Source organism: Massilibacteroides sp., assembly GCF_028705895.1.
GTDB lineage: Bacteria > Bacteroidota > Bacteroidia > Bacteroidales > Tannerellaceae > Massilibacteroides.
Genome location: NZ_JAQWCQ010000010.1, coordinates 1 through 15250 on the forward strand (window position 1 = coordinate 1; position 15250 = coordinate 15250).

A 15250-nucleotide genomic window follows, 5' to 3' on the forward strand; every position below is an offset into this window, starting at 1 on the left:
ATAATTTTGTTTGTATAGGTATTGGCTTGAAGCCATTTTTCTGCTCGTTCAATCAGATCAAAGATTGGTTCGTTCACCGTTTCTCTTTCAAGAAGCGTTTTGCATTTCTTTTTTTGCACCCAAAGGATCGCATTACGACTGTCGGAATAGATGGGGAGATCACTCTTTTTTTGCTTCAGGAAAGCTAAACCATGCACAATTGCAAGAAACTCGCCGATATTATTTGTTCCCTTCTTTAACGGACCGACACGGAATATTTCCTGTCCCGTAGCCGTATAAACCCCTCGGTATTCCATATCACCCGGATTACCACTACAGGCAGCATCCACCGCCAGACTCTTAGCTATGATAGACTTTTTCTCCTGATCGGCAAGCTTAGAAAATGAAGTTTTAGACGCTGAACGAGGTTTGATATAATCCCCATAGCCGTTTTCCAAAGCAGCAACAGCCTCTTCCCGGGTTTCAAAGGATTTATACTTCGCTCCCTCCTGCCCCTCAACCTGCATTTTACACTCCTCCCAGTTGTCATACACCCCCGGATTGAGTCCCTTCCAAACTACATAATACTTCCTCTTCGCCATCCTATTTTAATAACAGAGTACAAACATACGAGAAAAACAGCAACTTCGCTGGACTCTGTTTTTATAAAATAGTGAAATAAGAAAACCTCCTGTTTGATTCGCTTCACAAAATACCTGTTGACGCTCTCGCTTGTTTTCTTTACTTTCGTGCCGCAAAATAATTAAAACACAATCATAAAAACCTTAACAGATGAACGAAAGATTTTTTCCTTATTATATTAATCCACTAACGGATTTTGGGTTTGCCAAAATCTTTTTCGATGAACTAAATAAAGACTTGTTGATTGATTTCCTGAATGAGATCATCCCCGAACCGGACAAAATTGTTGACCTGCAATATCAACCGACCATTTTTCATGGTGAACTTGAAGGTGACCGTAAGACAATTTTTGATATTTTCTGCACCAACGAAAAAAAAGAATTTTTTATTGTAGAAATACAACGTGCAAAACAACCCTATTTCCGTGACCGGAGCTTATATTATGCCTCACGTCCGATCCAGAATCAGGCCACTAAAGGTAAATGGGACTTTCATCTAAAAGCAGTCTATTTTGTCGGCATATTGGACTTTATCCTTTTTGATGAAATAAACGATGATTCAAACCATTATCTGGAATACGTGCAATTAATCCGGCAAAGGACAGGTACTTTGTATTCAAAAAAGCTTAAATTCGCATTCGTGGAGTTACCTAAATTCCTCAAAACAGTGACAGATCTAAGAACCAATACGGATCGGTGGTTGTTTTGTTTACGTAACCTGTCACGATTAGACAGCCGTCCTTCGGCAGTGCAGGGGGCGTATTTTTGAGAAACTATTTAAAGCAGCAGAAATCGGACGATTAACGACACAGGAAATGGAAGCATACAAGAAAAGTATAATAGAATATGACGATGTGCGCAGTGCTGTAGATTATGCGCGCGAAGAGGGTATTGAGTACGGAATAAAGAAAGGCCTGAAAGAAGGTATTGAGAAAGAAAGGCAGACCATTGCCCTGAATTGTTTGAAACAAGGGCTGTCGATAGAAGAGACATGCCGGTTAACAGGATTAAGTAAACAAGAGATACTAAATTTAAGAAAAGAGATTTAGTTGGAAGAACTATTACTTCAAACAATATATTAGCAGAATGCAAGTTCTTAGAGATTTGCCCGGATGTACGAAAGAAGTGTATGTTTGGGCAAATTCATTACATATCATTCCTTCGGGATAACTAAACTCATAAATAAAATAAATAATTACTTTTGTCACTATTGAAAACAAGACCACGTTGAGAAAAGAAGAGAACGATATACGATTTAGAAATATCTACATTTCTTACTATGCGAAAATGAAACGTTTTGCTTGTAGATATGTACTTTTCGAAGAAGATGCCGAGAATATTGTTCAAGATGTATTTCTCGATCTCTTAGAAAGGAAAGACACCCTTACATCCCATATCAATATATTAGCTTTTCTCTTTACTGCGGTTAAGAACAAATGTATCGACCATCTTCGCAATCAATCAGTCAGACAACGGACTACGGAAACATTAAAAGAAGAATATCAGATTGCCTTGCAGATGAGTTTGGATTCATTAGAAGCATTCGACCTGAACCTGTTTGCAGAGGAAGACATAGAAATGATCCTGAAAAAGGCCATTAATTCTTTGCCTGAAAAATGCCGTGAAATATTTATCCTTAGCAAAATAGAAGGCGAAAAACAAAAAACAATAGCACAGAAACTAAATATATCCGTCAATACGGTTGAAACTCAGATAGGAATTGCTTATAAAAAGCTTCGTGAAGAACTCAAAAATTACCTGCCGATTCTTTTTTTCTTACTTTCTCTTTAAAAACGTCATTTTCCTTTAGCGGATTTTAAAGCGTCGTTCGTTAACTTTATATACATTACCCCAATATATGGACGAACGGTTACATAAATATTTTCTTGGAGAACTGAATTCGGAAGAACAGTCTGAACTCTTTCATCTTCTGAGAGAGAACTCTGCTCTGCGTGAACAGTTTCGCCACCATCAGAATTTATATGCTCTTCTGGATATCCTCCCTAATCATAACGATATTACAAAAGGAGAAAAAAGCTACAATGATTTTATTTCTAAAAGCAAAAAAACAAAATCAAAATACTTACCACATATATTAAAATACGCAGCAGCAATTGCCGTATTGGTCATATCTACATGGTGGATTACTTACTCAATCTACCAAAACAAATTTGAAACAGAAACAAATACATTATATGTACCTCCCGGACAACGCGCATGTTTAACATTACACGATGGAACTACAGTTTGGCTAAATGCTAAATCAACTCTCACCTACCCATCTCGTTTCTCTGAAGACAAACGAGAAGTTAAACTCACGGGAGAAGCCTTTTTCGATGTCTCAAAGAATCCATTCGCACCGTTTAGTGTATCCGTAAAAGACATCACAGTCAAAGTACTCGGAACTGAATTCAACCTATTAGCCTATCCGGAATCCGAACAAATCCAAACCAGCTTACTAAGCGGATCAGTAGAGATAACCAACAAAACTACAAATCGAAAAATAACTCTTATCCCTGATCAGGAAGCTTTGATAACAGGAACAAAAATGGAAATAGGAAATATCAAACAACACGCCTATTTCCTATGGAAAGATGGAATTTACAGCTTTGATCAGGAACGGTTTGCCGAAATTATAAAGAAACTCGAACTCTATTACGACACAAAGATCATCGTAAAGAATCCTGAGATATACAATTTCGTTTACACCGGAAAATTCCGTCAACAAGACGGTATAGACGAAATACTACGAATCATACAAAAGATACATAATTTCAAAATAGACCGCGATCGGGAAAACAATACAATAACATTAAGTAAATAAAAAAGACAGCCTATGAAATAAACCAGTTAGCCTAAAAAAAGAAAACCGGCAAATGCGGGAACATCTGCCGGTCAGTGTTGAAGTAAACACAAACCTCGTAAAAAATTAATATTCACTTAACATTAGCAAAGATATGAAAATAAAAACTTTGTTACCACCTACTATTGAATGGAATAAACACATTAAAGATTATTTCAGGATTATGAAAATAACCATTACACTATTATTCGTCTGCATGTTCCAACTCATGGCATATACAGGCAGTGCACAGAACACGGTGATTAAAATAAACTCTAACTCCCTATCCGTTAAAGACCTATTTAACGAGATTGAGAAACAGACAGAATATCTCGTTGTATTCAGTGATAAAGATCTCGATTCAAACAGAGAAATCATCGTAAAAAATAAATCTATTGAAATAGGTTCACTTCTTGCCACAGCGTTCAATGATACTGATATTGAGTATCTTTTTGAGAACAATTATATTGTTTTGAAAAAGAAGAACTCTGCCGAAACAAATGTAACCACACAAGTCTCCCAACAATCCGGACGTCAAATAAAAGGTACTGTAACCGATGAGAAAGGCGAACCGATCATTGGGGCTAATGTCGTAGAGAAAGGGACTACAAACGGAACGATTACAGATATGGATGGAAAATTCGTTCTAACAATCTCGGGATCTAGCCCTTTAGTCGTATCTTATATCGGATACAAAGAAAGAAACGTTATAGTTGGCCAAGAAACAATGTTTAACATCAAATTAGCAGAAGATCTTCAAGCATTGGAAGAAGTGGTCGTGGTTGGGTATGGAACACAACGAGCAAAAGATTTGACAACCTCCATTGCAAATGTTGCAATGAAGAATGTGAAAAGCATGCCTGTTAGTGGATTAGATCAGGCTCTAACTGGTCAGGTTGCAGGGGTCATGATAAACACATCTAATGGTATTCCTGGTGGAGGCCCCCAAATAAAAGTAAGAGGACTTGGGGCTGTTGGCGCCAAAAGTCAACCATTATATGTAATAGATGGATTTCCTCTACCCACAAATTCTGATGAAAGGTCAAACCCGATTAACGATATACCACCTCAAGACATTGCATCAATTACCATACTAAAAGATGCTTCAGCAACAGCCATTTATGGTTCGCGAGGAGCAAATGGGGTAATTCTTGTGACAACACAACGGGGTATAAGCGGGAAACCAAGAATTCAGGCCACGGTTTATACAGGAATTCAAGAGGTTATTCCTCAAGAAAAACCAAATATGATGAACGCTACAGAATTTGCTCAATTCCAAAAAGAGAGACTGGAAGATTTAGGATTAGAAGTCCCTCCATTATATCAAAATCCAAAAGCATTAGGAAAAGGGACTAACTGGTTTGAAGAAATAACTCAGATAGCTCCGGTTAATGAAATAAATCTTAGTATCAATGGTGGAGGAGATAAAATATCATCTTACGCTTCTGTTGGTTATTTTAAGCAAGATGGTGTTGTGATCAATACAGACTTTGAACGTATATCTGCTAGAGTAAATGTAGATGCAAAACTTGGTGAAAGGTTCTCTGTTGGCCTAAATCTAGCTCCTACATTTACACGTAAAAGCAGGGATATGACAGGAGGAAACGGACGTGAGCACGAAATAGGTTGGGCAATGACGGCCAACCCTATTGCTCCGGTATATAATCCGGATGGATCATACAATACAATGATTGGGGATGAAACAGGTACTACTTGGAATTATCCTAACTTAGTACAATCAATGAAAGAAATTAATCAACGGACAAAATCACAAAGGCTGATTGCCAGCCTTTTCGGGGAGTATAGTTTCTTTAGTGATCTAAAATTCAAATCATCAATAAATATAGATTGGTTTGGAAGTAATTATACATCATTCCGTCCTTCAACACTTGGTGGGTTAAATCAAGCCCCTCCTACGATTCCTTCCAGTGGATATAACCAATCAAATTATTTAAATTGGGCAACAGAAAATACACTAACCTATACAAAAACAATAGGAAGTCATTCAATCAATGGGCTACTTGGATTCACTTACCAAACTCAAAAAGATGAAGGGGCAAATTTTTCAGGAAACGACTATACTTCTGATGAAATAGAAACATTAAATGCCGCTGGTAGAATTGGTGGATGGAATTCTTGGATTAATGAGTGGACTTTGATTTCCTATCTAGCTCGTGCAACCTATAATTACAAGCAGAAATATCTATTAACTGCTGCCATTCGCCGGGATGGATCTTCTCGTTTTGGAGAAGATTCCAGATGGGGAACTTTCCCTTCTGTATCTCTTGGATGGCGTTTAAACGAAGAACGTTTTATGCAAGAAGCGGTTTGGATCGATGATCTTAAAATAAGAGGATCATATGGATTAGCTGGAAATTTTGAGATAGGGAATTATACCTATATGAGCGAAATTACCAAAGCAAATTATGTATTAAACGGAGCTTTAGCGGGAGGACGCAGAATGAATACAATAGGTAATCCCTGTCTAGGTTGGGAACAAGTTTATGAGTGGAATATTGGGCTTGATTTCAGTATATTTAATGATCGTTTCTCGTTCATCGCAGATTTTTATAAGAGGAATACAAAAAATCTGCTTTTAGATATAGAACTTCCAGCTTCGTCTGGATTCAAGAGCGCAAAAGAAAATAATGGGAACTTACAAAATACAGGATTTGAGTTTAGTATTACTAGTCGTAACTTACGTACTGAAAATCTATTATGGACAACGAGCGCCAATATCGCTTTTAACAAGAACAAAGTTATTTCTTTGGGGCGTGATAACACGCCGATACTAACGGGATTCAGTGGGGAACAAAATCCTACCCATATTACAATGGTAGGCAAACCATTAGGCCTTTTTTATGGCTATGTTGTGGAAGGTCTATACACTCAAGAAGATATTGACAATCCGAATGTTGCAAAATTTCCTGGGGCAATTGCAGGTAATATTAAAGTGAAAGATATAGATGGAAGTGGAGATATCACAGCGGTTAATGACTTTGATGTTATTGGTGATCCTTATCCAGACTTTACATTTGGTATCACAAATGTCTTGAATTATAAACAATGGGATATGCGTATTTCAATGAGTGGTTCTGTTGGAGGTCAATTATTGAAGACTCAATATGAATACACTCATAATACTGATGGCATTTTCAATGTAACCAAAGATATGGTTAATAGATACCGTTCTGAAGAACAACCAGGTGATGGACGTACTCCAACCACTTCTGGATCAAGTAGAGGACGTGTAATATATAGAGATGTTAATTCAGATTGGGTTATAGACAATGATTATCTCTGGATTAAAAATATAACATTGGGATATAACTTAGATAAAGGAATAAAAAAAATATGCTCAAATGCAAGATTCTATGTTAGCATTCAAAATGCATTTCTAATTACGGGCTATGATGGTAATCCTGAAATAACAAATTATGGAAATAGCGGACAAAAAGCCGGGTCTATGGTTCCTGGAGTAGATTATACAGGGTATCCGGTAGCTAGAACATATTCATTGGGTATTAATTTAACTTTTTGATCTAAAAAAACAATAATATGAAAAATACAACTAAATATCTTTTGTTGCTAATGAGTATTGGAATGTTATCATGTAATGATAATCTTAATGTTAGCCCCTATATATTCACAAGCGATAAAGATTATTATAAAACAGAGGATCAGATAAAAAGCGCAATAAATGGCGTCTACGATAAATTGCAAGATATATATCGTGGAGATCATATATACATACATACAGAAATGCGTGCAGATAATACTAGTTTTCAATACTACGAAACAGACAGAGGAGTTCAACAACGTGAGGATATAAATGATTTTCTCATGACTGCTTCTAATGTTTATAATCAAAATGTTTGGGATAGATTATATGATGGAATCCAACAAACAAATGCAATTATTTCACACATTAGCAATATTGAATACAAAGATTCAGAACTAAAAAATCAACATGAGGGAGAAGCTCGGTTTTTACGTGCATTCTTTTATTTTCATTTAGTAAGACTCTGGGGTGAGGTTCCTTTACGAGAGAAACCTACGACTGGCCCATCAGATGCTTTTACTTCTAAGAAAGGCTCTATTGACGAAATATATACCTTTATAAAGCAAGATGTTAATATCTCAATTGAAAAACTACCAGTCAAGTATAATAATGAAATGGATAAAGGTAGATTAACTAAAGGCGCAGCCTATACTTTAATGGGAGAGATTTGCATGACATATAAACAAGATTATGAAGCGGCTGCTAATTATTTTACGGAAGTAACCAAGTTGGGGTATCAGTTATTAACAGGAGAAAATGGATATGCCAGCTTATTTGATCCAACAAATAAGAATCATGCAGAATCTATTTTTGAAGTACAATACAGCTCTGTTGTAGAAGGAGAGCATAGTGACTATATCTTTATTTGGGGACCTAAAAATGCGAGATCGACATTAATAAATACTGCATGGACAGGAGAAATGGGAGGTAGTAATATACCTACACTGGATATCATCCAAGCATATGAACCTGGGGATATAAGAAAAGACGCTTCAATTGGTTACTTCGTAAATCAAAAAAATAGAGTTTATCAAGAGTCTCTCGGGAAAGATTTGACAGTTGTTGGTGATTCTATTGCATACATTAAAAAATTCTATCATACCCCATATACAGTTGATGGAAGAGCCGATGAAAATTGGCCTATTTATAGATATGGTTATCTCAAGTTGTTATTAGCAGAGGCATTAAATGAAACGGGTAAATCCGCGGAAGCGTTAATCCATTTGAATGAGGTACGTAAGAGAGCTGGATTGGAAGAAATTAAAACTACAAATCAAACAGAATTACGAGAAGCAATATTCAAAGAGATTCGAGTAGAGGTTGCATTTGAGAACCATCGCTGGTATCAGCTCTTACGAACAGGTAGAGCTATAGAAATAATGAATGAACATGGGAAAAAAGAAAAAAAGCGTTTAAATGAGGCAGCAAAAAAATTAGGACAAGTTTGTCATCTCATTGATGCATCGTATAATATTCAGCCATATAAACTATTATTCCCGATACCTGAACGAGAGTGTAGGTTAAATGGTTTTAAAAATAATGAAGGGTGGTATTAATTTGTGCGCATCAATTATAAGTGATGATGTTATTCTTTTTTAGAACTATCCTCTATGTTTTTAATTATAATTAAAAGCATAGAGGATAGTTTATTGAATATATGCCCCACACACAATAAAAGCACCTTAATACAAAGCATATTATCTCTCTTTTTTATTAAGTTTGTTATCTTTGACTTTTTGTACTGGAAAAAACTAATTAATAATCCTAATACATGAAAATGAAAACGATGTTACCTTGTATAAAAGTGAAGATGAGAAAACTCATGATTTTTGCTGCGATTCTTTCCTTTAGTTGTGGGCTGTGGGCGCAGGAGTATTGGAATAATAAAACGCAGTTAACGCCCTTCCGGCTTCCTTTGGTGATTGATAAGTCGAAGATTGAGTATATTGACTTGGATAAGGATGGGGATCCGGATGTGTTGAAGTCGTTTATTCTGGGGGATGTGCCTATTATGTGGATCGATGATGACGATGATATGCAATACGGAGATACGGAAGGGGATACGGACAATGATTGTTTGCTTATTGATAAGGATAAGGATGGGGTTTTTGCCGGGCCTAATGATATTTCGATCGACTGGGTGGATGAAGATGGGGATGGTATTGCTGAGATACAGACCGTGGTCTGGAATAAGGATGGGAAGAGACGCGGTGGCATGGATGGATCGGATTATATGTATATGATCGATGATGGCGAGAAGGATAATATAAAGCATAATATTCAATGGACAGATGTTGTGCTGAAGTGTTGGCAGCATAATGGGCACGCTAATTTTTATCAGGATTATCATGGGAATAATACGTTCCTGAAGATGCATGCTGCTTCTTTCAGAATTAAAGATCTGGAGTACAACTGGGAGGTTCCGTTTATCTTCTTTGATGATGATAATGACGGGCTTTCTGAAATGGCTATCCGTCTGCTTGATACGCCGAAGTATCGTCCTTCTGATAATTCCGATCCCAAATATCATAATGAGAATCCGGAACATGATGTTTTCTTTACAAAAAAGATAGACTATGCTGCGCATACGTACGATCTGGATAACGATAACGGTCCGGGAAATGAATTCGATTTTGATATGTCTATTTTGTTTAAAGGAGAGGGCTTTTCTTATGTTGACCAGGTACATAAGTATAAAAATTTAAGGGGATTGCCCGAGGCAGATAAGTTCTTTTTTGATCCCAGATGGAGACAATTGGATCATCTGGTGTATCCGGACAGGCATGTGGCTTACAATCTAATTTATGAAAAGGGAAAATGGAGTTCCTGTTGGTTTGTTTTCGATGAGGATGATGATTGTAACCGCTGGGAAAGAGTGGAGTTTTATGAGCCGAAAGAGCTATTTAAAATCGGCATGCGAAAAGGGGGATTGGACAATAATCCGCAGGCGGATCCGGTAGGAGACAGAGGGGAGTTTGACGAGGATAATTCCGGTAAAGGAAATCTGTATCTTTCTCCTTTTGACGGCCGCATCCATCTTCATGGGGCAGAATGGGGCGCTTGGCGTATTGATCAGCAAGCCAACTATTTCCAAGGCTACGGAGGGCTGTACGACTTTACGGGTTACGAACGGAATACGGGTGTTCCATCAGCTTGGGCTACCGTAAAATATAGCGATTCAGATAATAATGGTTTCTTCGATGTGATTGAATATGACTTGGATGGGGATCAGATTTTTGAAGAAAAGGTATCCCTGAAAGCTTTGGGCATAGACGACCGTGCTACTGTTCATGAAACAGGCAAGATGAAGTTGACCGACTATCAGCAGTTATTCAGAGAAGCTACTGAAAATATCTGGAATCGCAGTCAAAAAGCTATTGAAGTTGCAAACAAATACAAATTAAATACGGCTTGGTATTCCTTCTGGAAACAACCTCGTTCCACTCATGAGAAGTATGCATATGGGTATTGGCTGAACTTTTATATTTATAAAGATTTACGGGATTTAGCTGTCAGAGATAATCTGCCGGAATTAAAAACGAAATTGGATAAGGCATACTATTCCGGTGATTGGAGTATTGTCAACTAAGGCAATTGGCTAAAAATACAAAAAGAAAGCAAACAACACAATTTTACACCACATTGACAGCTGGTTAAATTCGGGCGTTTTGAGGCGTTTTCTTTGATAAAATGCCTCAAAGTGCACTCTGCAAACAAACGCAGGGAAATCGACCTAAAGCCACACCATATGTCATGCCTGTTTTTTTCAAACCTTCAAAACAGTGAAAAGAACACAAAGAAAAAATTTGTCCTAATGTCTTTGAAAAAAGAATAGTATCTTTTTTCAAAAATAAAGGTTATTTTTCAAAAGATAACCTTTTAATTTCAGGCAAAAAACGATCATTTTTGGTCTTTATGCAATACTTATTGGTTCAAAACAATATAAATAAGTGAATAATGACAATATGCATTATTTGAACATGTAAGAAAAACAGCCAAAAACATATCTATTTGTCAAAACGACATAGGCAGAATCCAGTAATAAGGCATGAAATATATGATATCGGCCTCCCTGCTGCTTACTCAAGAGAAAATGCAGAAGTAACATTCCTAAGTAATGAGAATGTTTATATTATAAGTGACGAAGAAATGAATATTTCTTCATCTGGAGTAGATGGAGAGTACAAGATATTTAATATTCAACAAATTGGCGCATGGGAAATGGTGTTAGCTATCACTAATTAATCATAAAACAAGCTACGAAAGTAAATTTGTTCACTTCTCAATACAAGAAGTATTAATATCTAATGTTTCTTGTATTGGGAAGTATTTTTTTATCCATACCTTTAACACTCAATTTTAAATACTTAATACACAATGAAAACACACGCTATTAGATTTACATTACTGCTGGTAATGATTTTGTTTGGAGGGGCAACTTTGTTTGCCCAGCCGGGTGAGAAACTTATTAAGGTTGTTGTTGCTCCCAATCATGCAGATTGGGTGTATAAAACCGGTGAAAAGGTGTCTTTTGATATTACGGTTACGAAGAATAGTATTCCGATGAAAGGGGTGGAGATTCGCTATGAGGTTTCCGAAGACATGATGGATCCGTTGAAAAGCGAAACAAAGACGTTGGACAAAGGGACTTTCACGGTCAATGCCGGAAGTATGAAGAAGCCCGGATTTTTGCGCTGCCGCGTTTGGGCGAAGTACGACGGGAAAGAATACCCGGGATTGGCAACGGCTGCAGTTAATCCGGAATTGATTCAGCCTACCACTAAGCTACCTGCCGATTTTGTTCAATATTGGGACAATGCAAAAAAAGAGGCGGCCAAAATTCCAATGGATACGCGGATGACGTTGATTCCGGAGAAGTGTACGGAAAAGGTCAATGTATATCAGGTTAGCGTTCAGAATTATGAATGGGGAGCGCGACTTTACGGTATTGTTTGTATTCCGAAAGGAGAGGGAAAATATCCGGCCGTACTGAAAGTACCCGGTGCAGGTATTCGTCCTTATGGAGGTGATGTCTGGAATGCAGAACGTGGTTACATCACTTTCGAAATAGGCATACATGGTATTCCTGTTGATCTGCCCGCAAATGTTTATCAGAATTTATCAGCGGGAGCGCTTAGAAGCTATAATAATTTCAATCTGGAAGATAAGGATAAATATTACTACAAACGGGTTTATTTAGGCTGTGTCCGTGCGGTGGATTTCATTTATTCATTGCCGCAGTTTGATGGGAATAATTTAGTTGTACAAGGAGGTAGTCAGGGAGGTGCACTTTCGATTGTTGCAGCCGGCTTGGATAGCCGCATCAAAGGGTTGGCAGCTTTTTATCCGGCTCTTTGTGATTTGACGGGATATCTGAACGGACGTGCAGGAGGATGGCCACATATGTTTAAGGATCCGTCCAATAATATTCCGGCAAAAATAGAAACGTCTTATTATTATGATGTGGTGAATTTTGCCCGTCAGATCAAAGTTCCCGGATTTTATTCATTGGGATATAATGATATGGTTTGTCCGCCTACTTCTATGTTTTCTGCTTTAAATATGATCACAGCACCGAAAGATTACCTTATTGTGGAGGAAATAGGGCATTATACTTATCCTGAACAATGGGAAAAAGCATGGGAATGGATAGATAAATTGATTAAAAAGTAAGCTGATACACTTTTAGTTATTGCAAAAAATTGAGTATGTTTGTGAAACTCGGAAATAAATAATAACATAAAGATATTAGCAATGAAGACAAATTATGAATTACGTTATGCGGCTCATCCGGAGGATGCAAAAGCATACGACACAACACGACTTCGGAGAGATTTTCTGATTGAAAAGCTTTTTGCTGCAGATGAAGTAAACATGGTTTATTCCATGTACGACCGACTAGTAGTAGGTGGTGCTATGCCGGTAAAGGAAAAACTTCAATTAGAAGCTATCGACCCTCTGAAACAACCCATTTTCTTATGTCGTAGAGAACTGGGAATATTTAATGTAGGCGGTCCCGGTACTGTTTATGTTGGAAACGATTCTTTTGAATTGGATTATAAAGAAGCCCTTTATTTAGGTTCCGGCGAACGGGAAGTTTATTTTGAAAGCAAGGATGCCTCAAAACCCGCCTTGTTCTATTTCAATTCGGCTTGTGCGCATCGTAACTATCCCGATAAGAAAGTAACAAAGGCTGATGCCGAAGTTATGGAACTCGGGGCGTTGGAAACATCCAATCACCGGAAGATTAATAAGATGATTGTGAATCAGGTATTACCTACCTGTCAATTACAGATGGGTATGACCGAGTTGGCTCCGGGAAGTGTCTGGAACACGATGCCTGCTCATATCCACTCCCGTCGTATGGAGGCTTATTTCTATTTTGAAGTACCCGAAGGGCAGGCCGTATGTCATCTTATGGGCGAACCAACTGAAACACGTCATATCTGGATGAAAGGCAATCAGGCTGTTCTTTCTCCGGAGTGGTCTATACATTCCGCTTCTGCGACAAACAATTATACCTTTATCTGGGGTATGGCCGGTGAGAATTTAGATTATGGTGATCAGGACTTCTTTAAGATTGATGAATTGAGGTAAGTCGTACCTCATTAATATATAAGAAAGGCGATCCTCAAGGGTTGCCTTTCTTCTTTTTACATAAAATATTCTCTTATTTTTGTAACAAAGCAAATAACGAATCCGTCTTGTTATTAGAAAGCCGTTAATAGCGCAATTAACAGATGAATTAGTAACTTTATAATTATACGGAAATGAAAACAAAATATGTATTAATCGCATTACTTGCTCTAATTACACAAATAGGAGTTGCTCAGAAAAATATTGACCAGCTATTTAAACAGTTTGCAAAAGAGAAAAATGTTTCTACAGTTTCAATAGGTTCTATTAGTATGAAATTGGCCGGATTGTTCACAGATGTAATGGGAGTTGATGGGATTCAGGTTTTATCTTTAGATGAATGTGCAGATGAAGTTAAATCCAACTTTCAGTCGGCATTGAAGGATCTGAAAGATGCGGGCTATGAAACGATGGTCACAGCAAATGAAGACGGAAACCGCACGCGCGTGCTGGTTAAGATGAAAGATGAAACCATACGTGAACTTATTGTTTTCATTTCGGGCAACAGCAATTCGCTGATTCGTATCAAAGGAAATATCAAGCCGTCTGATATCGACTCGTTAGTAAAGAAACACGCAAATGGATGAAGGCAGCTTCAAACAACAATTCCTTCCTCTTCATCCTAAGCTATATAGGATTGCTTTTGCGATAACAGGCAATACGGAAGATGCAGAAGATATTCTTCAGGAAGCCTATTGCAAATTATGGGATAAGCGGGAAGAATTGACAATCATACGCAGTGCAGAGGCTTTTTGTATAACTTTGGTTCGCAATATGTGTTTGGATTATTTGAGATCAGCAAAACGAAATATAGGACAAGACGAAGTAAACGATCAGATTTTTGTATCAACCAGTTCTCCGGAAAATGAATTGATAGAACAGGATCGAACAAGGGTAATTAAGAAACTGATCAATGAACTTCCGGACAACCAACGACAGGTAATCTTATTAAGCGGAATAGAAGGCTGCACGGCCGAAGAAATAGAACATATAACCGGCCTAAGTGCTATTAATATACGAGTTTTGCTTTCAAGAGCGCGAAAAACAGTCCGCGAAAAATTTAATAAAGTAATGAGTTATGAACGATAAAACGATAAAACAATACCTCGCCGCTTTCTATGATGGAACGGCTACAGAGCAGGAGGAGCAAGCATTAGCAGATTTCTTTGCTGATAAAGTAAACGTACCTTCACTTTGGAAAGAAGAACGGGAAGTTTTCCTTCTCATTCGGAAATCGGCGCAGACTCCATTACCAGAAGGTCTCAGCAAACGTTTAGAGAAGAGCTTAGATACACATATAAGCAAAGGGAAAACATTCAGAATAAAACCTATTGCATATAAAATAACCGGTATCGCTGCCGCCGTATTACTTTGTATCGGTATTGCTCTAAATCAAGCCTCTTTCAATAACGACCGGAATATGACGGCTGATACATATCAAGATCCTCACGAAGCAGCCAAAGTTGCCGGTGAAGCACTCGCCTTTTTATCATCCAATCTGAATAAAGGAATTGATCAGATGGAAGATGCACAGAAGGAAATGCAACAGGTCAGTAATATTCTAAACAATCAATTAAAATAACATTTCAT

At 37.5% G+C, this 15250-nt stretch carries 14 protein-coding genes; 13 read left to right on the forward strand and 1 reads right to left on the reverse strand.

All coding sequences use genetic code 11. The annotated features are described in order from the left end of the window. A partial coding sequence (locus PHT93_RS04020) for a ribonuclease H family protein (RefSeq protein ID WP_300239780.1) occupies positions 1-581 on the reverse strand: 581 nt, incomplete at its 3' end. 190 nt (positions 582-771) lie between these two features. Here PHT93_RS04020 and PHT93_RS04025 point away from each other — a divergent pair. From PHT93_RS04025 to PHT93_RS04085, 13 genes are all read left to right on the forward strand, one after another. Further along, the gene (locus PHT93_RS04025; RefSeq protein ID WP_300239783.1) at positions 772-1389 is read left to right on the forward strand and encodes an Rpn family recombination-promoting nuclease/putative transposase; all 618 of its coding nucleotides are present in this window, start codon (positions 772-774) and stop codon (positions 1387-1389) included. Between the two features lie 46 nt (positions 1390-1435). After that, positions 1436-1669, forward strand: coding sequence for a hypothetical protein (locus PHT93_RS04030; protein ID WP_300239786.1), 234 nt, complete (start codon positions 1436-1438; stop codon positions 1667-1669). A 178-nt stretch (positions 1670-1847) separates the two neighbouring features. Further along, positions 1848-2411, forward strand: a complete 564-nt coding sequence (locus PHT93_RS04035; RefSeq protein ID WP_300239789.1) for an RNA polymerase sigma-70 factor — start codon at positions 1848-1850, stop codon at positions 2409-2411. Between the two features lie 67 nt (positions 2412-2478). Further along, a complete protein-coding gene (locus PHT93_RS04040; RefSeq protein ID WP_300239792.1) occupies positions 2479-3444 on the forward strand; it encodes a FecR domain-containing protein in 966 nt (321 codons plus the stop codon). A gap of 133 nt (positions 3445-3577) precedes the next feature. Beyond that, entirely contained in the window at positions 3578-7003 is a 3426-nt protein-coding gene (locus PHT93_RS04045; protein WP_300239794.1) for a TonB-dependent receptor, read from the forward strand. A gap of 17 nt (positions 7004-7020) precedes the next feature. Then, on the forward strand, positions 7021-8580 hold the full coding sequence (locus tag PHT93_RS04050) for a RagB/SusD family nutrient uptake outer membrane protein (RefSeq protein WP_300239796.1): 1560 nt from the start codon (positions 7021-7023) through the stop codon (positions 8578-8580). A 254-nt stretch (positions 8581-8834) separates the two neighbouring features. Continuing rightward, positions 8835-10613, forward strand: a complete 1779-nt coding sequence (locus tag PHT93_RS04055) for a hypothetical protein (protein WP_300239798.1) — start codon at positions 8835-8837, stop codon at positions 10611-10613. A 422-nt stretch (positions 10614-11035) separates the two neighbouring features. After that, positions 11036-11269, forward strand: a complete 234-nt coding sequence (locus PHT93_RS04060; protein ID WP_300239800.1) for a hypothetical protein — start codon at positions 11036-11038, stop codon at positions 11267-11269. Between the two features lie 171 nt (positions 11270-11440). Further along, positions 11441-12697 (forward strand): acetylxylan esterase, encoded by a 1257-nt coding sequence (locus PHT93_RS04065; protein ID WP_300239932.1) that lies wholly within the window; start codon positions 11441-11443, stop codon positions 12695-12697. 81 nt (positions 12698-12778) lie between these two features. Further along, positions 12779-13621, forward strand: a complete 843-nt coding sequence (kduI, locus tag PHT93_RS04070; RefSeq protein WP_300239802.1) for a 5-dehydro-4-deoxy-D-glucuronate isomerase — start codon at positions 12779-12781, stop codon at positions 13619-13621. A 173-nt stretch (positions 13622-13794) separates the two neighbouring features. After that, on the forward strand, positions 13795-14247 hold the full coding sequence (locus PHT93_RS04075; protein WP_300239804.1) for a DUF4252 domain-containing protein: 453 nt from the start codon (positions 13795-13797) through the stop codon (positions 14245-14247). Continuing rightward, complete coding sequence (locus PHT93_RS04080) at positions 14240-14749, forward strand: RNA polymerase sigma factor (RefSeq protein ID WP_300239807.1); 510 nt, start codon at positions 14240-14242, stop codon at positions 14747-14749. The genes PHT93_RS04075 and PHT93_RS04080 overlap by 8 nt, the downstream gene beginning before the upstream one ends. Next, positions 14739-15242: a hypothetical protein gene (locus PHT93_RS04085; protein WP_300239810.1), complete on the forward strand. Its 504-nt coding sequence runs from the start codon at positions 14739-14741 to the stop codon at positions 15240-15242. The genes PHT93_RS04080 and PHT93_RS04085 overlap by 11 nt, the downstream gene beginning before the upstream one ends. The last annotated feature ends 8 nt before the right edge of the window (positions 15243-15250 follow it).